Annotated in this window: 18 protein-coding genes and 1 riboswitch; of the genes, 5 read left to right on the top strand and 13 right to left on the bottom strand. The window is 72.1% G+C overall.

Annotated features, from left to right (window positions below):
* Nucleotides 1-53: 53 nt before the first annotated feature.
* Nucleotides 54-1391 (bottom strand): aminotransferase class I/II-fold pyridoxal phosphate-dependent enzyme, encoded by a 1338-nt coding sequence (locus tag AC5WRL_RS02355; protein WP_496086527.1) that lies wholly within the window; start codon nucleotides 1389-1391, stop codon nucleotides 54-56.
* Nucleotides 1392-1437: 46 nt separating this feature from the next.
* Here AC5WRL_RS02355 and AC5WRL_RS02350 point away from each other — a divergent pair, with 46 nt between their 5' ends.
* Complete coding sequence (locus tag AC5WRL_RS02350) at nucleotides 1438-2115, top strand: pyridoxamine 5'-phosphate oxidase family protein (RefSeq protein WP_496086526.1); 678 nt, start codon at nucleotides 1438-1440, stop codon at nucleotides 2113-2115.
* A 45-nt stretch (nucleotides 2116-2160) separates the two neighbouring features.
* Entirely contained in the window at nucleotides 2161-2991 is an 831-nt protein-coding gene (locus AC5WRL_RS02345) for a PhzF family phenazine biosynthesis protein (protein ID WP_496086525.1), read from the top strand.
* Here AC5WRL_RS02345 and AC5WRL_RS02340 read toward each other — a convergent pair.
* Nucleotides 2964-3773, bottom strand: a complete 810-nt coding sequence (locus AC5WRL_RS02340; protein WP_496086796.1) for a CPBP family intramembrane glutamic endopeptidase — start codon at nucleotides 3771-3773, stop codon at nucleotides 2964-2966. The two genes, AC5WRL_RS02345 and AC5WRL_RS02340, sit on opposite strands and share 28 nt — an antisense overlap.
* A gap of 112 nt (nucleotides 3774-3885) precedes the next feature.
* Nucleotides 3886-5379 carry a glutamate-cysteine ligase family protein gene (locus AC5WRL_RS02335; protein ID WP_496086524.1) on the bottom strand — a complete coding sequence of 498 codons (1494 nt, stop codon included), beginning with the start codon at nucleotides 5377-5379 and terminating at the stop codon, nucleotides 3886-3888.
* A 259-nt stretch (nucleotides 5380-5638) separates the two neighbouring features.
* Here AC5WRL_RS02335 and AC5WRL_RS02330 point away from each other — a divergent pair, with 259 nt between their 5' ends.
* Nucleotides 5639-6208 carry a hypothetical protein gene (locus tag AC5WRL_RS02330; RefSeq protein ID WP_496086523.1) on the top strand — a complete coding sequence of 190 codons (570 nt, stop codon included), beginning with the start codon at nucleotides 5639-5641 and terminating at the stop codon, nucleotides 6206-6208.
* A 70-nt stretch (nucleotides 6209-6278) separates the two neighbouring features.
* Here AC5WRL_RS02330 and gcvP read toward each other — a convergent pair whose 3' ends face one another.
* The gene (gene gcvP, locus AC5WRL_RS02325) at nucleotides 6279-9179 is read right to left on the bottom strand and encodes an aminomethyl-transferring glycine dehydrogenase (protein ID WP_496086522.1); all 2901 of its coding nucleotides are present in this window, start codon (nucleotides 9177-9179) and stop codon (nucleotides 6279-6281) included.
* Between the two features lie 188 nt (nucleotides 9180-9367).
* Nucleotides 9368-9465, bottom strand: a riboswitch (glycine riboswitch).
* A 149-nt stretch (nucleotides 9466-9614) separates the two neighbouring features.
* On the opposite strand from gcvP, the gene AC5WRL_RS02320 reads away from it, so the two are divergent.
* Nucleotides 9615-10022: a PRC-barrel domain-containing protein gene (locus AC5WRL_RS02320; protein WP_496086521.1), complete on the top strand. Its 408-nt coding sequence runs from the start codon at nucleotides 9615-9617 to the stop codon at nucleotides 10020-10022.
* Here the strand turns inward: AC5WRL_RS02320 and AC5WRL_RS02315 are convergent.
* From AC5WRL_RS02315 to clsA, 9 genes are all read right to left on the bottom strand, one after another.
* On the bottom strand, nucleotides 9974-11389 hold the full coding sequence (locus tag AC5WRL_RS02315; protein WP_496086520.1) for a DNA polymerase IV: 1416 nt from the start codon (nucleotides 11387-11389) through the stop codon (nucleotides 9974-9976). The genes AC5WRL_RS02320 and AC5WRL_RS02315 overlap by 49 nt on opposite strands.
* A 39-nt stretch (nucleotides 11390-11428) precedes the next feature.
* On the bottom strand, nucleotides 11429-12037 hold the full coding sequence (locus tag AC5WRL_RS02310) for a MerR family transcriptional regulator (RefSeq protein WP_496086519.1): 609 nt from the start codon (nucleotides 12035-12037) through the stop codon (nucleotides 11429-11431).
* 143 nt (nucleotides 12038-12180) lie between these two features.
* Nucleotides 12181-12654 carry a bifunctional nuclease family protein gene (locus tag AC5WRL_RS02305; protein WP_496086518.1) on the bottom strand — a complete coding sequence of 158 codons (474 nt, stop codon included), beginning with the start codon at nucleotides 12652-12654 and terminating at the stop codon, nucleotides 12181-12183.
* A 78-nt stretch (nucleotides 12655-12732) separates the two neighbouring features.
* Complete coding sequence (locus AC5WRL_RS02300; protein WP_496086517.1) at nucleotides 12733-13176, bottom strand: FHA domain-containing protein; 444 nt, start codon at nucleotides 13174-13176, stop codon at nucleotides 12733-12735.
* A 430-nt stretch (nucleotides 13177-13606) separates the two neighbouring features.
* Nucleotides 13607-14500, bottom strand: coding sequence for a DUF881 domain-containing protein (locus AC5WRL_RS02295; RefSeq protein WP_496086516.1), 894 nt, complete (start codon nucleotides 14498-14500; stop codon nucleotides 13607-13609).
* Between the two features lie 5 nt (nucleotides 14501-14505).
* A complete protein-coding gene (locus AC5WRL_RS02290) occupies nucleotides 14506-14838 on the bottom strand; it encodes a small basic family protein (protein WP_019434707.1) in 333 nt (110 codons plus the stop codon).
* On the bottom strand, nucleotides 14835-15728 hold the full coding sequence (locus tag AC5WRL_RS02285) for a DUF881 domain-containing protein (protein WP_496086515.1): 894 nt from the start codon (nucleotides 15726-15728) through the stop codon (nucleotides 14835-14837). The genes AC5WRL_RS02290 and AC5WRL_RS02285 overlap by 4 nt, the downstream gene beginning before the upstream one ends.
* A 93-nt stretch (nucleotides 15729-15821) precedes the next feature.
* The gene (locus AC5WRL_RS02280) at nucleotides 15822-18314 is read right to left on the bottom strand and encodes a sugar phosphate nucleotidyltransferase (RefSeq protein WP_496086514.1); all 2493 of its coding nucleotides are present in this window, start codon (nucleotides 18312-18314) and stop codon (nucleotides 15822-15824) included.
* Nucleotides 18315-18450: 136 nt separating this feature from the next.
* The gene (clsA, locus tag AC5WRL_RS02275) at nucleotides 18451-19059 is read right to left on the bottom strand and encodes a cardiolipin synthase ClsA (RefSeq protein WP_496086795.1); all 609 of its coding nucleotides are present in this window, start codon (nucleotides 19057-19059) and stop codon (nucleotides 18451-18453) included.
* Nucleotides 19060-19252: 193 nt separating this feature from the next.
* Here clsA and AC5WRL_RS02270 point away from each other — a divergent pair, with 193 nt between their 5' ends.
* Nucleotides 19253-19702: a PTS sugar transporter subunit IIA gene (locus AC5WRL_RS02270; protein WP_496086513.1), complete on the top strand. Its 450-nt coding sequence runs from the start codon at nucleotides 19253-19255 to the stop codon at nucleotides 19700-19702.
* Nucleotides 19703-19709 lie beyond the last annotated feature (7 nt).

The raw sequence follows: 19709 nt of genomic DNA, 5'->3' as shown, positions 1-19709 counted from the left end.
ATGCACCGCATCCGAGGACGCGGCCTGGTCCACGAAGATCCAAAAGAGACGGCCTAGTCGTATCTGCGGGCCGCGGCGGGGGTGAGGGCGGTGGCCACCGCGTCGGCGAGGGGGGTGATGTCGGCCGGGGTGAGGGTGGAGACGGTGAGCCGGATGCCGGGTGGGGAGGACAGCCGGAAGCGGGCGCCGGGGCCCACACCCCAGCCGGCGGTCAGCAGCCGGGAGACCACGCCGGTCTCCTCGGGGACCGGCACCCACAGGTTCATGCCGCTGCGGCCGTGCGCGGGGATGCCCCGGTCGGCGAGCGCGGCGCGCAGCGCGTTCCGCCGGCCCCCGTACGCGGCGGCGACCGCTGCCGGGTCCACCGCCCCGCTGTGCCAGATCTCGGCGACGGTCTCCTGGAGCAGCTGACTGACCCAGCCCGGGCCGAGCCGGTGCCGGCCGGCGACCCGTTCGACGGTCAGTTCGTCGCCGGTGAGCACGGCGACCCGCAGGTCGGGGCCGTACGCCTTGGCGGCGGAACGCACGAACGCCCAGTGCCGGGTGGTCCCGGCCAGGGTGTGCAGCGGCAGATCCACGATGTGGTGGCCGTGGTCGTCCTCGATGAGCAGGGTGCCCGGACGGTCGGCCAGCAGGGCACGCAGGGTGGCGGCGCGCCCCGCGGTGATGGCGGCTCCGGTGGGGTTCTGGGCCCGGGCGGTGACCACCATGGCGCGGGCGCCGCCGGCCAGGGCGCGTTCCGCGTCGCCGGGCAGCGGCCCCTCGTCGTCGACCGCCATCGGTACCGGGCGCAGTCCGAGCGCCGGAACGAGGTCGAGCAGGCTGCCCCAGCCCGGGTCCTCGACGGCGACGGTGTCGCCGGGGCGCAGATGGGCTGCCAGGACGCGTTCGATGGCGTCCAGGGAGCCGGAGGTGATGGTGAGCGGGCCGGCGGGCACCCGGTCGGCGGTGAGTGCGGTACGGGCGGCGGTGGCCAGCCGTTCGCTGACCGGCGGGGTGCCGTACAGCGGCGGGGTATCGGCGAAGCGGGCGGCGGCTGCGGCCAGGACCGGGCCCAGCGGGGGCAGCAGCGCGGGGTCGGGGTTGCCGTCGGAGATGTCGCGGGCGCCGGGCGGTACTTCGACGCGGATGGTGTCCTCGCGGTGGGCGCCGGGGTCGGGGCGGTGGCGTACCCGGCTGCCGCGCCGGCCGGCGGTCTCGATGAGTCCGCGTTCACGCAGGACGCGGTAGGCGGCGGCGACGGTGTTGGGGTTGACGGCGAGGGTGGCGGCCAGTTCCCGCTGGGGTGGGAGGAGTTGGCCGGGGGGCAGGGCTCCGGAGCCGATGCCGGCTTCCACGCTGGCGGCGATATCGGCGGCACCCCGACCCGTGATGCGATAATCTCCTAGCACAAACAACATTATGCACTAATGCATAACCGGACGCAAGGAGACGCCCATGCCGGCCGACGACAGCTATCCGCGCACCGCGCGCACCACCCCGACCCGGTCCGCCGACCGCGCCTCCTGGGACCGCGAGCTGGTGCACGGCATCCTCGACGACGGCTGTCTGTGCCATCTGGGCTTCGTCCGCGACGGCGCTCCCGTCGTGCTCCCCACGCTCTACGCCCGGATCGGCGAACGACTGTACGTCCACGGCTCCACCGGCTCCTACCCGCTGCGCACCGCGTCCGGCGCCCCCGAGGGCCTGCCGGTCTGTCTGACCGTCACCCATGTCGATGCCCTGGTGCTGGCCCGCTCCGCCTTCCACCACTCCGTCAACTACCGCTCGGTAGTGGTGCACGGCACGGCCCGCCCGGTGACCGACCCGCAGGAGAAGGCCACCGCCCTGAACGCGATCGTCGACCAGGCCATCCCCGGCCGGTCCGCCGACTGCCGCCCGGCCGACCGCAAGGAGACCGCCGCCACCGCCGTGCTGGCCATCGAGCTGACCGAGGTGTCCGCCAAGGCGCGTACCGGCGGCCCCAACGACGATCCCGAAGACCTGGCGCTCCCCCATTGGAGCGGGCTGGTGCCGGTCGGTGTCCGGCGCGGCACGCCGGTCCCCGCCGCCGATCTGGCCGCCGGTATCCCCCTCCCCGGCTATCTGGCCGGCCCCCGGTCCACCGCCGTCTGATTGGCCATGGCCCGCCTCGGCGGGCCCCGCCTACCGTGCGGTGCCATGAGGATCCGCATCGTCGACGCGTTCACCGACCGCCCCTTCGCCGGCAACCCGGCCGGGGTGGTCCTGCTCGAATCCTGGCCGGCCGAGGAGTGGCTGCGCCGGGTGGCCGCCGAGGTCAATCTGTCCGAGACGGCCTTCGCGGTGCCCACCCCCGGCCGGCCGGACGCCGACTACGAGCTGCGCTGGCTGACCCCGTCCGCAGAGGTCAACCTGTGCGGCCACGCCACCCTGGCCACCGCGCATGTGCTGTACGGCGCGGGTGGCGGCGCCGGCCCGCTGCGGTTCGCCACCCGCTCGGGGGTGCTCACCACCGCGCAGGACGCGGCCGGCTCCATCACGCTGGACTTCCCGACCGCCCCGCTCACCCCGGTCGCCACGCCGCCCGGCCTTGCCGACCGGCTGGGGGCCGAGCCGCTGTCGGTGCACGACACCGGGCCCGGGCTGGGTGATCTGCTGGTGGAGCTGGCGGACGAGGCGACCGTCGCCGCGCTCACCCCGCGCCTGGACCCCCGCGACCGGCTCATCGTCACCGCGCCCGCCGCCGACCCGGCCACCGCCGGCCATGACTTCGTCTCCCGGGGCTTCTTCCCCGCCGTCGGCATCCCGGAGGACCCGGTGACCGGCAGCGCGCACACCGCGCTCGGCCCGTTCTGGGCGCGCCGCACCGGCCGTACGCGGCTGACCGGCCGGCAGCTCTCCGCCCGGGGTGGCACCGTACGGGTCGAGGTGGCCGGCGACCGTACGCTGCTGACCGGCACCGCCGTGACCGTCATCGACGGGGAGTTGCTGGCCGGCCCCGATCAGGCGGTGGGCAGCCAGCCCACGTGACCGGCCAGCAGCGCGTACCCCACGAAGGCCACGATGTCGATCAGGGCGTGCGCCACCACCAGCGGCATCACCCGCCCCCATCGCCGGTACAGCCACACGAAGATGACGCCCATCGCCACATTGCCGAGGAAGCCGCCGATGCCCTGGTAGAGGTGGTACGAGCCGCGCAGCAGGGCGGAGGTGAGCAGCGCGGCGGGCGCGCTCCAGCCCAGCTGGTCCAGGCGGCGCAGCAGATAGCCGACGACGATCACCTCCTCCAGGATGGAGTTCTGGAGCGCGGCGGCGATCAGCACCGGGAACTTCCACCACACCGACGGCAGTGACTCGGGCACCACGGTGAGGTTGGCGCCGGCCGCGTGCGCGCCGAGGTAGAGCAGGATGCCGCTGCCGCCGATGCCGGCCGCGACGACGGCGCCCCAGGCCAGGTCGAAGCGTGGCCGGCGCAGGTCGAAGCCGATGACCCGCAGCCCGGCGCCGCCCGGGCCCGGTTCGCGCAGCAGCAGATGGGCGACGAGCAGCACCGGCACCAGGGCGGTGCTGATCGCGAACACCTGCCAGACCAGGTCGAGCCAGGGGCGGCCCGGGGCCCGCGAGCCGTTGAGGGTGGCGGCCTGGTCGGCGAGACCGCCGGGGCGGGTGAGGGCCCCGATGAAGCGGATCAGCGCGGCGACGCCGCTGGCGCCGAGCGACAGGGCGAGCACCAGCAGCAGTTCCCGGCCCAGGGTCCGCCGGTCGCTCTCCCCGGGCAGCGCCGGTACCCGCCCGCCGCCGCCCGCCCACAGGGGGTTCTCCGGGTTCAACAGCCGCACCTTCGCTCCGTTCGCCGCGCCAACGCTCCGTCGCACCAGGGCCGGACAGTCCGGGGCGGCACAGCGGTGCGGGCGCGCGGCGCGGTCAGATCCCGGTCGGCCAGCTGTGCACCGGCGCGTCGGTGCGCGCCAGTTCGCAGTAGCGGGTCACGAGCCGGGACAGGGCCGTGCGGCGGTCGGCTCCGTTCGCCACCTCCTGGTGGTAGATCCGAGTCTGCCAGCCGGCTCCGGTGATCCGGCGGCGGCATCGTTCGGCGATGACCGACAGGTAGTGGTCCCGGTCGGCGGCGGGGATGCCGTACGCGTCCAGGCCGGCGGCGGCCAGCGGCAGCAGGGTCTCCTCGATGAGCCGCGGGGCGGGGCGGGTGATCAGTCCCTCGCCGTCCGGGTCGGGCCAGGTCAGCTCGGCGTCGATGCCGTCCCGGCAGGCGGTGTGGAAGTTCTCCTCGGCGGCGGCGAAGGGCAGCCGCTGCCACACCGGGCGTTCCTGGTCGGCGAGGGCGCGCACCAGTCCGTAGTAGAAGGCCGCGTTGGCGACGGTGTCGGTGGCGGTGGGGCCGGTGGGCAGCACCCGGTTCTCCACCCGCAGATGCGGTACGCCGTCCGCCACCGCGTAGACCGGGCGGTTCCAGCGGTAGACGGTGCCGTTGTGCAGGCCCAGTTCGGTCAGGCGTGGGATGCCGCCGGCCGCCAGGACGGCGAGCGGGTCCTCCTCGTCGCACAGCGGCAGCAGTGCGGGGAAGTAGCGCAGGTTCTCCTCGAAGAGATCGGTGACGGAGTCGATCCAGCGTTCGCCGAACCAGGTGCGCGGGCGTACGCCCTGCGCGGCCAGCTCCGGGGGACGGCTGTCGGTGGCCTGGAGGAAGAACGGCGGCCGGGTCTCCTGCCACAGCTGGGTGCCGAAGACGAAGGGGGAATTGGCGCCCACCGCGATCTGGGCGGCGGTGACGCACTGGGCGGCGTTCCAGATGTCGGCGAAGCGGTCCTGGGTGACCTGGAGATGGAATTGGACGGAGGTGCAGATGGATTCCGGGGCAATGGAGTCGAAGGAGCGCTCCAGGGTTTCGGCGCCGGAAAGTTCGACTTTGATGCTTTCGCCGCGTGCCGCCAGTATCTGGTCGTTCAGCAGCATATAGCGGTCGACCTGGGAGAGGCTGGTGGGAGCCAGTTCGTCTCCCGTGACGGTCGGCAGAACTCCAATCATCACGATGTTGGCACCGAATTCCCCGGCCACCGCGTCGGCATAACCGAAGGCGATTCGCAATTCCTCGGCAAGGTCGTCGAACACCCGGCCCGCCAGGGCGCGCGGCGTCATATTGAATTCGAGGGTGAACTGTCCCAGCTCGGTCTGGAAGTCCCGGGTGGCCATTCTGGCCAGCACCGCGTCATTGACCATGCGCGGGGCGCCGTCGCGGTCGGCGAGGCTGAGTTCCACCTCAAGGCCGATGGACTCGCGGGGTCCGTCGAAGCGCCGCTCGGCGAGCAGTCGGCGCAGGCTCTCCACACACGCGTGCAGTCGGGTCCGGAAAAGCTCCCGGTCAGCAAGATCGAACCGGTCGGCCGCCAGTTTCGCACCCATGCGGCACACCTCCTCGTCCGTCGGTGCACCGATCCTGCCCACGACCATCGGGTGATAACACCGGGCAGTGAGTGGCGCGGCCCACACATGGGCATATCCCACAGGGATAGTTCGCACACAGGGCGGCCTGATTACCTCTTGCCGAAACTTTTCCGGTCGGCTAGCGGAAACAAAACGAGAACATGCGTCGTATAACATCCACTAGCGCCATGTCTCCCCTGGAAGAGGCGACCTACTCCGAAGCGAGAGGCGACCCGACATGCCCCTGAACATCCCGCCCGCCCCCGCTGCCGCCGAGCGCAGCCTGAGTGCGGCACTCCAGTCCTCCACGGTGAGTTCCCAGCACCCGCTGTATCTGAATCGGGGAGCCCTGCGCCCCGCACTTCCCCTGCCCGTGCACCGGCTGCTGCCGGTCCTCGACCCCGCCGGAGCGGCCCGTTCCCAACTGACCGGCTGGCGTTTTCTGCTGGAGAGCGGCGGCCGTGCCGTCGGAGCCGCGGAAACCATGCTCACCCCCGACGGCTGGGCTTTCTCGCATTTCGGTGAAGGGCCCTATATCGCCTCGACCGAACGGGCCGTGCGGCGCGCCCAGACGCTTCCCGGCAGCTATCAGCCCCGGCTGCTGTCGATTCCGGAGCTGTACATGCTCACCCTGTGGCTGCACTCGGACCCGGCGGCGGATCCGGCCGCCGGGGCCCCGCTGCCGCACGACGTCCTGGTGCCGCTCGCTCCGGCGCCGCCGGGGATCGCGGCCGACCGTCCGGTGCGGGTGGACACCCTGCTGCCGCTGCTCGCGGGCCGGCTGACCATCGCGGCACCGACCGGCTGACCGGCGGCGACCGTACGGGCCCGGGCCGGAGCACCCCCGTGGGGGTGCTCCGGCCCGGAGGCCGGGGGCGTCAGCCCTCGTAGGAGTCCACCGGCGGGCAGGAGCACACCAGATTGCGGTCGCCGTAGGCGCCGTCGATCCGCCGTACCGGGGGCCAGTACTTGTCCTCCCGGCCCGCGCCGCCGGGGAAGACCGCGTCCTCACGGCTGTACGGGTGCGTCCACTCGGCTTCCGCCAGCTGGGCCGCGGTGTGCGGGGCACCGGCCAGCGGGTTGTCGTCCTTGGGCCACTCCCCCGCCCCCACCCGGTCGATCTCCGCACGAATCGCGACCATCGCATCGCAGAATCGGTCGAGTTCGGCCAGATTTTCGCTCTCGGTCGGCTCGATCATCAGCGTTCCGGCGACCGGGAACGACATCGTCGGGGCGTGGAACCCGTAGTCGATCAGCCGCTTGGCCACATCGTCGATGCTGACCCCGGTCGCCTTGGTCAGCGGCCGGACATCGATGATGCACTCGTGCGCCACCAGACCGCCCGGCCCGGTGTACAGCACCGGGTAGTGCGGCTCAAGGCGCTTGGCGATGTAGTTCGCCCCCAGCACCGCGGTCTGGGTGGCCGCGCGCAGCCCCTCGGGCCCCATCAGCCGCAGATAGGCCCAGGAGATCGGCAGAATCCCGGCCGAGCCCCACGGCGCCGCCGACACCGGGCCCACCGGCCCGTCCACCGGACCGGCCGAGGGCTGAAGCGGATGACCCGGCAGATACGGGGCCAGGTGCGCGCGCACCGCCACCGGACCGACACCGGGACCACCGCCACCGTGCGGGATGCAGAAGGTCTTGTGCAGATTCAGGTGCGAGACATCCGCGCCGAACCGCCCCGGCCGGGCCAGCCCCACCAGGGCGTTGAGGTTGGCGCCGTCCACGTACACCTGGCCGCCCGCGTCGTGCACCGCCGCGCAGATCTCCTGGATGCCCTCCTCGAACACCCCGTGCGTGGAGGGGTAGGTGACCATCAGCACCGCCAGTTCCTCGCGGTGCCGCTCGATCTTGGCGCGCAGGTCCTCGACGTTCACATCGCCGTTCTCGCCGGTGGCGACCACCACCACCTTCATCCCGGCCATCACGGCGCTGGCGGCGTTGGTGCCGTGCGCCGAGGACGGGATCAGGCACACGGTGCGCCGCGGCTCACCGTTCGCCCGGTGGTACGCGCGCACCGCCAGCAGCCCGGCCAGCTCGCCCTGCGAACCGGCGTTGGGCTGGAGCGAGACCTTGTCGTAGCCGGTGATCTCGGCGAGCCCGTCCTCCAGCTCCCGGATCAGGGTGCGGTAGCCCTCGGCCTGCTCGATCGGCGCGAACGGGTGCAGCGCGGCGAACTGCGGCCAGGTGACCGGCTCCATCTCCACGGTGGCGTTGAGCTTCATGGTGCACGAGCCGAGCGGGATCATGCCCCGGTCCAGCGCGTAGTCCCGGTCGGCGAGCCGGCGCAGATAGCGCAGCATCGCGGTCTCCGAGCGGTGCTCGTGGAAGACGGGGTGGCTGAGGTATTCATCGGTGCGCAGCAGCGCGCCGGGCAGCGCGTCCGGTGTGGCGGCGTCCAGAGTGTCGAGGTCGGTGAGCGCCGGGTCCACCCCGAAGGCGGCCCAGACGGCGGCCAGTTCGGTACGCGTGGTGGTCTCGTCGCAGGCGATGCCGACCCGGTCGGGGCCGTCCTGCCGCAGATTGATGCCCGCCGCGCGGGCGGCGGCCACCACCTGCCCGGCGCGGCCAGGTACCTCGGCGGTCACGGTGTCGAAGAACTCCCGGTGCGCCACCTCCACCCCGCCGGCCCGCAGCCCGGCCGCCAGCAGCGCCGCGTACCGGTGGGTGCGCCGGGCGATGGCGGCGAGCCCGTCCGGGCCGTGGTAAACCGCGTACATGCCGGCCATCACGGCGAGGAGCACCTGCGCCGTACAGATGTTGCTGGTGGCCTTCTCGCGGCGGATGTGCTGCTCGCGGGTCTGGAGCGCCAGCCGGTAGGCGCGCTTGCCGGCCGCGTCCCGGGAGACACCGACCAGCCGGCCCGGCAGCGAGCGGGCGTACGCCTCGCGGACCGCCAGATAGCCGGCGTGCGGGCCGCCGAAGCCCATCGGTACGCCGAACCGCTGGCTGGTGCCCACCGCGAGGTCGGCGCCCAGCTCGCCCGGGGAGGTCAGCAGGGTGAGAGCGAGCAGATCGGCGGCGACGGTGACGATCGCGCCCAGCTCGTGGGCCCGTTCGATGACGGGGCGCGGGTCGCGGACGGCACCGCCGGTGCCGGGGTACTGGAGCAGGACGCCGAAGACGCCGCGCTCGGCGATCGCGTCCGGGATGCCCGCCGCGAGGTCGGCGACCACCACCTCGACCCCGGTGGGTTCGGCGCGGGTGCGCAGCACGGCGACGGTCTGCGGCAGCGTGTCGGCGTCGACCAGGAAGACGCCCTGCTTGACCTTGCCGACCCGGCGGGACAGTGCCATGGCCTCGGCGGCGGCGGTCCCCTCGTCCAGCAGCGAGGCACCGGCGGTGGGCAGCCCGGTGAGGTCGGCGACCACGGTCTGGAAGTTCAGCAGGGCCTCCAGCCGGCCCTGGGAGATCTCCGGCTGGTAGGGCGTGTAGGCCGTGTACCAGGCCGGGTTCTCCATCACGTTGCGCAGGATGACCGGCGGGGTGAAGGTGCCGTAGTAGCCCAGGCCGATCATCGGGGTGAGGACCTGGTTGCGGTCGGCCAGCTCGCGCAGCTCGGCCAGCACGGCGGCCTCGGTACGGGCCGGGGGCAGCCGCAGCGGCCCGGTGCCTGCGATGGAGGTGGGCACGGCGGCCGTGGTGAGTTCGTCGAGGGAGCCGAAGCCGACGTGGGCGAGCATCTTCGCCCGGTCGGCCGCGTCGGGGCCGATGTGGCGGGCCGCGAAGGGCGAGCCGTGCTCCAGCGCGCTGAGCGGGAGTGGGCGTTCGGACATCTGGGGGCCTCCTGGTCGCTGGGACCCGCAACCACCGGGCGGTGCCTGCTGCGGCCTCCCCCTCTGTCATCTCAACCTGAGAGCTTCACCGCGTCGTTGCCCCGGGCGGGGCGTCGGCGCGGCTTTCACCGTCGGTGAGGGCGGGGCCGGGACGGATGTCCGGCCGCCACCCTGCTTTCCAGAGTGGTTTCGCGCGTGCGGTACGGGGGCCTGAGAGATTCCGGGGAGGATTTGCTCCTTCGGCGCCGCCGGCCCGGGGGCCGGTGGACTCTCCCGCACGAGGTCAACAACCGTTTTCGAGCCTACCAGCGGCCCTGGGGCTGCGACCATGGAGCCGGAGCCCCGCGACCGGTGGCGGCAGCACTCGACTGGCCAGCTTCGGGTATGTGCCGTTACGTAAGGGCGAAGGGGCGTGCGGCCCGGCAGTGATGACCCGTGGGAGGAACCGTGCAGACCGATATCGATCCCCGCAGCCTGATCGGGCGCAAGGCGTTCGACCGCAATGGAGCCAAGATCGGCACGGTGGACGAGGTCTATCTGGATGACGCGACCGGTGCACCCGAATGGGCGGCTGTGCGCACCGGTCTCTTCAGCCGGGACGCGTTTGTGCCGCTGGAGCCCAGCGAGGTGGTCGACGACGCGCTGCGGGTGCCCTTCGACCGGTCGCTGATCAAGGACGCGCCGGACTTCGGGGTGGGCCGGCATCTGTCCCCCGAGCAGGAGTTGCAGCTGTACCACCACTACGGTCTCGATGTGCCGATGGCGGGACCGGAGCAGGAGTCGGCGCCGCCGGATCAGGACTTCGGCCGGCTGGCCTCGCCGCCGCCGGACGAGGAGGGCTGAAGCGGCGGCGGGGCGGAGCGGCCGAGCGCCGGATCGTCCACGCCGAAGGTACGCACCCGGCCCGGCGCCGACCCGGGCGTCTCGAAGCGCACGGTGACCCGCCCCACGCCGCTGCCCTGCACCCACCCGGGCCCGTACTCGGTGTGCGTCACATCCAGTCCCGGCAGCCAGCGCCGGTCGGGCGCCGGCTCGGGCTCTGAGCCGGGGCCGGGGCCGGGGCCGGGGTCCGGGGCCGGCCGGTCCGCCCCGCGGCCCTCCTCCTCGGCCCCGGTCCCGGCTTCGGCCTCGACGGTGGCGCCCGTCTGGGCGAACAGATCCTCCTGGGTGAAATCCGCCAGTCCGGTGACACCAACACCCAGCAGCCGGACGCCGTTGGTGGTGTCCACCCCCTCCAGCAGCCGGGCGGCCAGCTCCCGCACCACCGCCGGATCGTCGGTCGGCCCGCGCAGGGTGTCCGAGCGGGTCAGGGTGGAGAAGTCGTGGCTGCGCACCTTCAGCACCACGGTGCGCCCGGACCGGCCGTGTTCGCGCAGCCGGCGCACACACCGCTCGGCCAGCCGGTCCACCTCGTGGCGCACCCGGGCCCGGTCGGTGAGGTCCACATCGAAGGTGTCCTCCACCGACACCGATTTGGCGTCCCGTTCGGCGACCACCGGGCGGTCGTCGATGCCCAGCGCCATGGCATGCACCCCGCCGCCGTGCGCGGTGCCGAGCAGCCGCAGCAGTTCGACCTCGCCGGCCCGCACCACATCGCCCACGGTGCTGATCCCGGCCCGGCGCAGTACGCCATCGGTGGCCGGGCCGACCCCGGGCAGGGTGCGTACCGGCAGCGGAGCCAGCAGTTCCCGCTCGGTGCCGGGCACGATCAGCTCAAGGCCGTCCGGCTTGGCCCGCTCCGAAGCGATCTTGGCGAGCATCTTGGAGCCGGCCAGACCGACCGAGCCTGTCAGGGTGGTGGCGGCCAGGATCCGGCCGCGCAGCTGGTGGCCCACCGTCTCGGCCTCGCGCGCCGTGTGGGCCGAGCCCCCGGCCGCCAGATCGACGAACGCCTCGTCCAGACTGAGCGGCTCCACCAGCGGGGACAGTTCGCGCAGCATCCCCATCACGGTGTCGCTGACCGCGCGGTAGACGTCGAAGCGCGGATACAGATAGGCCGCGTTCGGGCAGCGCCGCCGGGCCTGGGCCATCGGCATCGCCGAGTGCACCCCGAACCGCCGGGCCTCGTACGAGGCGGTGGCCACCACGCCGCGCGGGCCGAGCCCGCCCACGATCACCGGCTTGCCCCGCAGCGACGGCTTGGCGGCCTGCTCCACCGAGGCGTAGAAGGCGTCCATGTCGAGGTGCAGGATCGTCGGCTGGCCTCTCACCCTCCCGATGGTGCCGTACGGCTCTGACAATCGCCCGGATCAGCGGGTGCCGCGCTGTCTGCGGCGGGCCAGCTCGTCGGAGGGGTGGCGGCCGGTGATCACCTCGCCGCTGTCCACCCGCTCGGCCTGGAGCTGCGCCAGTGCCGTCTCCACGTCCCCCCACACCGCCCCGACGGCGATGCCGAAGATGCCCCGGCCGCCGCGCAGCAGCTCGGCCAGTTCCTCGGGGGACTCACAGCGGTAGACGGTGGCACCGTCGCTCATCAGGGTCAGCCCGGCCAGCTCCGCGAGGTCGGCGGAGCGCAGGGCGCGCACCGCCGTGCGGATGCTCTGGAGCGAGACCCCGGCGTCCAGCAGCCGCTTGACGATCTTGAGCACCAGGATGTCCTGGAAGCTGTACAGCCGCTGGGTGCCCGAGCCGTGCGCCGGGCGGATGCTGGGCTGCACCAACTGGGTGCGCGCCCAGTAGTCCAGCTGCCGGTAGGTGATCCCGGCGGCGGCGCAGGCGCTGGGGCCCCGGTAGCCGAGCTGTTCCCGCTCGGCGCCGTGCCCCTGGGGGGCGGCCGGCGCCCGCAGCGGGCGGTGCGGCGGCGCGCCCGGCAGCGGGGAGATCCCGCCCGCCGCCGTACCCTCGCCATTACCTGTCACGCCGGCCTCCGTTCCGCACGCCCCGACCGTGCCCTCGTCGCTCACCGGGTGTGACGATGAGCACGCGCACAGCGCTCCTCCCAAGACATGCCCCACAGACGCTAAGCATGCACACTCAGCGGGTCAACGATCGCCACGCCCCGCTACTGATTGCCGGAGCCGAAGTCCTCGGGGGAGATCTGGTCCAGGAACTCCCGGAACCGCTCCACCTCGTCCTCCTGCTCGTCGGGGATGATGATCCCCGCGTCGTCCAGCACCCCTTCGCTGCTGTAGATGGGGGTGCCGGCCCGCAGTGCGAGCGCTATGGCGTCGGAGGGCCGGGCGCTGACCTCGACCCCGCTGGCGAACACCAGCTCGGCGTAGAAGACACCCTCGCGCAGATCGGTGATCCGTACGGCGGTGAGCTCCTGCCCGATCGCCTCCAGCACGTTCTTCAGCAGGTCGTGCGTCAGCGGTCGGGCAGGGGCCAGCCCCTGCTGGGCGAAGGCGATCGCGGTGGCCTCCCCGGGGCCGATCCAGATGGGGAGGTAGCGATCGCCGTCCACTTCACGGAGGAGCACGATGGGCTGGTTGTTGGGCAATTCGACCCTGACACCCACGACGTCGAGCTGGTTCACACAGCAACCCTAGGTCGTGACCGGGGCATTTGGATAGTCGAACACCGCCGGGCGGCGCCGTGCGCTCTCCGGGAGCCGTCACCCACCGTACTGGCCGGTGAAGAAGACCAGCCGGTATTTACCGATCTGCACCTCGTCACCGTGCGCGAGCACCGCGGAGTCGATGGGCTCGCGGTTGACATAGGTGCCATTGAGGCTGCCCACGTCGAACACCGAGAAACCGCCCTCCGGACGGCGGCGGAACTCCACATGGCGGCGGGAGACCGTCACATCGTCCAGGAAGATGTCGCTCTGCGGATGGCGGCCGGCGGTGGTGAGGTCACCGTCCAGCAGGAAGCGGCTGCCCGAATTCGGCCCGCGCCGGACCACCAGCAGCGCCGAGCCGGGCGGCAGCGCGTCCACCGCGGCCTGGGCCTCGGGGGACAGCGCGGGCATCACCGCGTGCTGCCCGGTGACCTCGGAGTCGTACGCCTCCAGGCCGGAGATCGAGATCGTGGAGGTGGTCTCCGAGAGGCCCTCCACACCCGGCCGCAGCGGGTTGCCGCACTGCGAGCAGTACCGGCTCGACGGGGCGTTGCGGCTGCCGCAGCGACCGCAGGGCGTGCCGCCGGCCTGCGCCGCGGGAGCCTGGGAGCCTATGCCGCCGGCCTGGCCGTCGACCTCGTCACGGAACAGCGGGCGTCCCGCCTCCGTGGCGGGCGCTCCCGCAGGCTGCTCGCCCCTGCGGGCATGAGGCCGTGCGGCGCTGTGCGAGCCACCCTGACGCCTGCCGAACAACCTAGCGAAAAAACTCACCAGCGATCCCCTCGCACCTAGCCCGACCCGTCAGTGGACGGGCGGTCCATTGTCTCTCATCCGCCGCGCCGGACACTCTGCCAACGTACGCGGCCCGCATTCAGTTTCCCTTACCGAGAGCCACCACAACGGGCAGCCCCCCGGCGATGGCACCCGGCTACGGTGACGACTGAGCGTAGTCAGGGCGCTCTGCCGATCGCAAGGCGTCCACCACGACCGTCTCCGGCCGCTCCACCGTCACCGTGGCCTGCTCCTTCTCCAGGGACTGCACCACCCCGCCGGGGATGTTCAGCGCCGGTTCCAGGTCCTGCGGCCGTCCGATGGCGTCGATCACGAACGGGGCCGTCACCGTCCGGCCGTCGATGCGCACCTGGCCGTTCTCGTCGGTGAAGAACGTCCCGGCCACGATCCGTACGCCGTTGATCTGGATCGCCTCGGCCCCGGCCGCCCGCAGCTCCTGGACCGCGTCCAGCAGCATGTCGGCGCGCACCGCGCCGCGCGGGTCGGTCACCCGCAGCTCGATCCCCGGCCCCTGGGCGGCCACCGTGCCGGCCAGGATGCCCAGCTGCCGCTCACGCTCGGCGGTCTGCCGGCGGGCCTCCTCGGCCTGGTCGGAGCTGGTCTCCAGATCGGTGCGCTGCTCCTCCAGGGCATTCTTCTCGTCCTCCAGGCGGCCGGTGCGGTCCTCAAGATCGCTGAGGATGCGCACCAGGTCCTCGGGGCGGGCGCCGCGCAGGGCACTGTCATCGGCGCTGGCGGCCCGTACCTGGATGGCCAGCCCCAGGCCGAGGACGAAGAGCAGTCCGGCCACGATCAGCTGGCTGCGGGTGACGCGCGGCGGCCACAGGCCGGCCCGCAGGGCCGCCCGCCCGCTGAGTGGGGCGGACGGGGCGGACGGAGGGGAGGGAGCGGGCGGGGCCGGTGCGGCGGGCGGCGCGGGCCGCACCGGCCCCGGGCCCGGCTCCGGCTCCGGCTGCTGTCCCAGCTGCGGCTTGAGCTTCGGCTTCGGCCGGGGCTGCTCGGGGTCGCGGTCCTGCTCGGGGTCGCTCATGCCGCTCACGCCCGGAAGAGGTGTCGGCGGATGGAGGCGGCGTTGGAGAAGATCCGGATGCCCAGGACCACCACCACGCCGGTGGACAGCTGGGCGCCCACGCCGAGCTTGTCGCCGAGGAAGACGATCAGCGCGGCGACCACGACATTGGACAGGAAGGAGACGACGAAGACCTTGTCGTCGAACATCCCGTCCAGCATGGCGCGCAGCCCGCCGAAGACCGCGTCGAGCGCCGCGACGACGGCGATCGGCAGATACGGCTCAAGTCCCATGGGCACCACGGGCCGGGTGAGGATTCCGGCCACGACGCCCAGCACGAGCCCCAGTACGGCGATCACTGTGTGTTTCCTTCTCCCGTGTCCGCGGGTTCCGCCGTCCGGACCGTGAGGCTGGTGGCGGCGGGTATGCGGATCTCTTGCTTGTCGGAGGTGGCGGCACGGATGCCGTAGTTGTCGCGCAGCACGCCCAGGTACTGGCCGTCCACCGTGGTGTCGAAGCGGGCCCGCAGGGCTTCCGGATCGCCGATGGCCTGGACGGTGTACGGCGGGACCAGCGGCCGGTTGTCGACGAGGATGGCGTCGCCGGCCGCGCGGATGGCCGACACGGCGGTCAGCCGCTGCCCGTTGACGGCGATGGCCTCGGCGCCCGAGGTCCACAGTCCGTTGACCACCCGCTGGAGGTCGCGGTCCCGGACCCGGCCGCTGTCGAAGCCGGAGCCCTCCCTGGCGTCCCCGCCGCCCTCGGCCACGCCCTTGGCGTCATTGATGACGAGTTCGAGCCCCGGGCCCTGGACGGCGCTGGCTCCGGCGAGCAGCGCGGTGAGTTCACCGGGGTCACCGCCGCTGTCGCTGAGCAGTTCGCGCTGCTTGGCGGCGACCTCGGTGCGCAGCGCGTCCACCTCGTGCTGGAGCGCGTCCATCGCCTCGGTGCCGGATTCGACCCGGTCCAGGAGTTCCTGGCGTTCCCGGGCGACGGTGGGCGCCGCTTCTCGGGCCTGGACGGCGCCGAGGGTGACCACCAGGCCGGCCAGCACCAGGCCGGCGGCCAGCCAGAGCTTGGCGCGCAGGCTGCGTGGCAGGCCCGAGGTGCCCTCGCTGTGTCTGCGTGCCGCCGCCTGGGCGTAACCCTCGTCGAGGGTGTGGTTCATGACGGTGGTCAGCAGCGACATAGAGGCGTCGGGGCGCGCCGGCGGGCGTGGCCCGTTGGGCTGCGATGACATGGCGGACATGGTCGCACGCCGCCCCGGGGGAGTTCGAAACGGGCCCCTGGGGAGGCGGTGCGACCGTACGGTCCGGGCCGGGTGGTCAGCCGGTGGGGCCGGTCAGTGGTCGGCGCCCTCGACCACCGCCGACCAGTGCTCCAGCAGTTCCTGCGCGGTGGCGTCGTCGGGGCCCTCGGCCCACAGGTGGGTGACGGCCTCGGCCGGGTCGGGCAGCACCAGTACCCAGCGGCCGTCGGGTTCCACGACCCGTACTCCGTCGGTGGTGTCGATGGAGCGGTCGCCGGCCGCCTCCACGACGCGCCGCATGACCAGGCCCTTGACCGCCCAGGGGGTGGCCACCGCGCGGCGCAGGACGTGGGCGCGGGGGATGCGGGCGTCGATCTGGCTGAGCGAGAGCTGGGTGCGGGCCACCAGGCCGGTGAGCCGGGCGAAGGCGGCGGTGGCGTCGAAGACGCTGGAGAACTCGGGGATGATGAAGCCGCCCTGGCCGTCCCCGCCGAAGACGGCGTCCTTGCCGGCGGCACGGGTGAGGTCGTCGGGTGAGGTGGTGGTCCACTCCACCTGGGTGCCGTGGTAGGCGGCGACCTGTTCGGCGATGCGGGTGGTGGTGACGGGCAGCGCGACCCGGCCGCTGCGGCGTTCGGCGGCGATCAGGTCGAGCATCACGAGCAGGGCGCGCTGGTCCTCGATGATGCGACCGCGTTCGTCGACGAGGGCGAACCGTTCGCCGACGGGGTCGAAGCGGACGCCGAAGGCGGCGCGGGAGGAGGAGACCATTTCGCCGAGCCGGACGAGTCCGGCGCGCCGGGTCTCGGCGGTCTCGGTGGGACGGGCCTCGTCCTGGCCGGGGTTGATGACCAGGGAGTCGACGCGGAGCCGGCCGAGCAGGCTGGGCAGCACCAGTCCCGCGCTGCCGTTGGCGGCGTCCACGACGATCTTGAGTCCGGATTCGGGGACGCCGGTGGTGTCGACGGCCCGGATGAGGGCACCGGTGTAGGCGTCGAAGACGCTGGCGGGGAAGCGCAGGTCGCCGATCTCCCCCGGGAAGGCGCGGCGGTACTCCTGGCGGGCGTAGACGCGGTCGAGCTTGCGCTGTCCGGCCTGGGAGAGGTCGGCGCCGCGTTCGTCGAAGAACATGATGTCGAGGGAGTCGGGTACGCCGGGGGTGGTGCGGATCATGACGCCGCCCGCGCTGCCGCGGGCGGTCTGCTGGCGGGCGACGGGCAGCGGGACGTTCTCCAGGTCGCGGACGTCGATGGCGCTGGCCTGGAGGGCGGAGATCACGGCGCGTTTGAGGGCGCGGGCGCCCCGGGAGTGGTCGCGGGCGGTGGTGACGGTGGAGCCCTTTTTCAGGGTGGTGGCGTAGGCGCTGGCGAGCCGGACGGCGAGTTCGGGGGTGATCTCCACATTGAGGATCCCGGAGACGCCGCGGGCGCCGAAGAGGTGGGCCTGGCCGCGGGATTCCCAGATGACGGAGGTGTTGACGAAGGCGCCGGCCTCGATGGTCTTGAACGGGTAGACGCGGACGTTGCCCTGGATGATGGATTCTTCGCCGACCAGACACTCGTCGCCGATGACGGCGCCGTCCTCGATCCGGGCGGCGCGCATGATGTCGGTGTTCTTGCCGATGACGCAGCCGCGCAGATTGCTCTGCGGGCCGAGGTAGACGTTGTCGTGGATCACTGCCTTGTGCAGGAAGGCGTCGGACTTGACGACGACGTTGGAGCCGATGACGGTGTGTTCGCGTACTTCGGCGCCGGCTTCGATCTTGGCGTAGTCGCCGATGTAGAGCGGACCGCGCAGTTTGGCGTCGGGGTGTACCTCGGCGCCTTCGGCGATCCAGACTCCGGGGGAGATCTCGAAGCCGTCGATGTCGACGTCGACCTTGCCCTCCAGGACGTCGGCCTGGGCCTTGACGTAGCTCTCGTGGGTGCCCACGTCCTCCCAGTAGCCCTCTGCGACGTAGCCGTAGATGGGCCGGCCCTCTTTCATCAGCCGGGGGAAGACGTCGCCGGACCAGTCGACGGGGACGTCGGGTTCGACGTAGTCGAAGACCTCGGGCTCCATCACGTAGATGCCGGTGTTCACGGTGTCGGAGAACACCTGGCCCCAGGTGGGTTTCTCCAGGAAGCGTTCGACCCGGCCGTCCTCCTTGAGGATGGTGATGCCGAATTCGAGTGGGTTGGGCACCCGGGTGAGACAGACGGTGACCAGGGCGCCGCGTTCACGGTGGAAGGTGATGAGGTCGGTGAGGTCGAAGTCGGTGAGGGCGTCCCCGGAGATCACCAGAAAGGAGTCGTCCTTGAGGGCTTCCTCGGCGTTCTTCACACTTCCGGCCGTGCCCAGGGGCTTCTCCTCGTTGGCGTAGGTGAGGTCCATCCCCAGCTCCTCGCCGTCGCCGAAGTAGTTCTTGACGAGGGAGGCGAGGAACTGCACGGTGACCACGGTCTCGGTGAGACCGTGCCGCTTGAGCAGCCGGAGCACGTGTTCCATGATCGGGCGATTCGCGACCGGCAACAGCGGCTTGGGCATGCTCGCGGTCATGGGGCGAAGCCGGGTGCCTTCGCCACCAGCCATTACGACGGCCTTCATATCGGAAGTGTCCTCCTTGGGGAGACGGCAGTCATGCCGACCGCACCCGTCTGGAGGGGCCCGGGCCCGGGGTGGCTTCCCCGGAAAACAGCGGCACGTGCGGGCGCCAGGCCCCTGCGACACTGCCAGGGCGGGCTCAGTCGGCCGTGGCATCCGCCGTGAGGATCCGGCGGACCTGGACCACGTACAGGACTCCTGCCCACCAGTAGAGCGCTGTACCCCAGCCGACGAACGCCCATCCGAAAATGGCGGCGAGTGAGGCGATGGCGCCACTGCCGTCACTGAGCAGCAGCAGCGGGAAGCCGTACATCAGATTGAAGGTGGCGGCCTTGCCCAGATAGTTGACCTGGGGCGGGGCGTAGCCGCGGCGGTCCAGGACGAAGACGGTGACGGCCATCATGGCCTCGCGGGCCAGCAGCAGCGCGGTCAGCCACCAGGGGAGGATGTCGCGCCAGGTGAGGCCGACGAGGGTGGACAGGATGTAGAGCCGGTCGGCGGCCGGGTCCAGGATCCGGCCCAGGCCGGAGACCTGGTTCCAGCGCCGGGCGAGCTTGCCGTCGAGGTAGTCGCTCACTCCGCTGAAGACCAGGACCAGCAGGGCCCAGCCGTCCCGGTTCGGGCCGTCGAAGACCGGTGACAGAACCAGCCACAGGAACACGGGCACGCCCAGCAGTCTGGCCATGCTGAGGATGTTGGGGATGGTGAAGACCCGGTCGGTCTGAATGTCCGTCTCCTGGACGTCCACCCGGAAGCCTCCTGTTTTGTTCATGCCTGTTCCGGCCGATGTGCGCCTTGACCTTACCGGGCTGGGCGGGTCGGGTACCGCGCGGGGCGACCGGTGATCGGGGGGCTCCGGATCCCATGACTTACGCTTTTATATGGCGTGCCGTCCGAAAAGTGATGGACCCTGACTGTTTTCGCCCTTTGAGAGGCCCTTCATGACCACTGTTACATCGCCGGTGGCCGGGCGGGCCATCCCCCTCGCGGACGTCCCCGATCCGGCGTTCGCCGAGGCGGTGGTCGGCTCCGGCGCGGCCGTCGAGCCACCGCTCGCCCCGTGTACGGCGGTGGCCCCGGTCGACGGCATCATCGTCTCGCTGCGGCCGAACGCCTATGTGGTGGTCGATGAAGGGGGACGGGGCGTCCTCACCCATCTGGGCCTCGATACGGTTCAACTGGACGGACAGGGTTTTGAGCCGCTGGCCAACAAGGGCGACACGGTGCGCCGGGGTGACCCGGTGGTGCGGTGGAACCCGGCCGCGGTGGCGGCGGCGGGCAAGTCGCCGGTGTGCCCGGTGGTGGCGCTCCAGGCGCCCGCCGACGCCCTGTCCGACGTCGCCGCGGACATCGAGGTCCGGGCCGGTGACCCGCTTTTCGGCTGGAACTGACGGAGAC

This window comes from Streptomyces sp. NTD107 (genome assembly GCF_059510435.1).
The sequence above is the reverse complement of the archived record's forward strand: the minus strand, read 5'-3'. Positions and strand labels throughout refer to the sequence as shown.

Coding starts and splice junctions, on each gene's coding strand:
- AC5WRL_RS02350 (WP_496086526.1), top strand. CDS start 1,438: ATGCCGGCCGACGACAGCTATCCGCGCACCGCGCGCACCACCCCGACC.
- AC5WRL_RS02345 (WP_496086525.1), top strand. CDS start 2,161: ATGAGGATCCGCATCGTCGACGCGTTCACCGACCGCCCCTTCGCCGGC.
- AC5WRL_RS02335 (WP_496086524.1), bottom strand. CDS start 5,379: ATGGGTGCGAAACTGGCGGCCGACCGGTTCGATCTTGCTGACCGGGAG.
- AC5WRL_RS02330 (WP_496086523.1), top strand. CDS start 5,639: ATGCCCCTGAACATCCCGCCCGCCCCCGCTGCCGCCGAGCGCAGCCTG.
- gcvP (WP_496086522.1), bottom strand. CDS start 9,179: ATGTCCGAACGCCCACTCCCGCTCAGCGCGCTGGAGCACGGCTCGCCC.
- AC5WRL_RS02295 (WP_496086516.1), bottom strand. CDS start 14,500: ATGAGCGACCCCGAGCAGGACCGCGACCCCGAGCAGCCCCGGCCGAAG.
- AC5WRL_RS02285 (WP_496086515.1), bottom strand. CDS start 15,728: ATGTCCGCCATGTCATCGCAGCCCAACGGGCCACGCCCGCCGGCGCGC.
- AC5WRL_RS02280 (WP_496086514.1), bottom strand. CDS start 18,314: ATGAAGGCCGTCGTAATGGCTGGTGGCGAAGGCACCCGGCTTCGCCCC.
- AC5WRL_RS02270 (WP_496086513.1), top strand. CDS start 19,253: ATGACCACTGTTACATCGCCGGTGGCCGGGCGGGCCATCCCCCTCGCG.